Below are 246 nucleotides of genomic sequence, written 5' to 3'. Positions count from 1 at the left end.
AATCGTCATTGAAGCAGGAAAGATTCAGGAGGACGGGGCCGAATTTATCATTAATCCGTATGATGAATACGCCATTGAAGAAGCCATTCAGCTGAAGGAAGAGCACGGCGGAACCGTGACCGCCGTAACCGTCGGCGGAGAAGATGCGGAGAAAGAACTGAGAACCGCCCTTGCGATGGGCTGTGACCAGGCGGTGTTAATCAATATTGAAGATGATCTGAGCGATCCTGACCAATACTCCGTTTC

Annotated in this window: 1 protein-coding gene; it reads left to right on the top strand. The window is 50.4% G+C overall.

What is annotated here, in order from left to right:
- Position 1 precedes the first annotated feature (1 nt).
- On the top strand, positions 2-246 hold a 245-nt coding region (locus tag SB658_RS26495; protein WP_410603475.1), incomplete at its 3' end, for an electron transfer flavoprotein subunit beta/FixA family protein.

Source organism: Bacillus sp. SIMBA_008, assembly GCF_046535495.1.
Lineage (GTDB): Bacteria > Bacillota > Bacilli > Bacillales > Bacillaceae > Bacillus > Bacillus subtilis.
The sequence above is the reverse complement of the archived record's forward strand: the minus strand, read 5'-3'. Positions and strand labels throughout refer to the sequence as shown.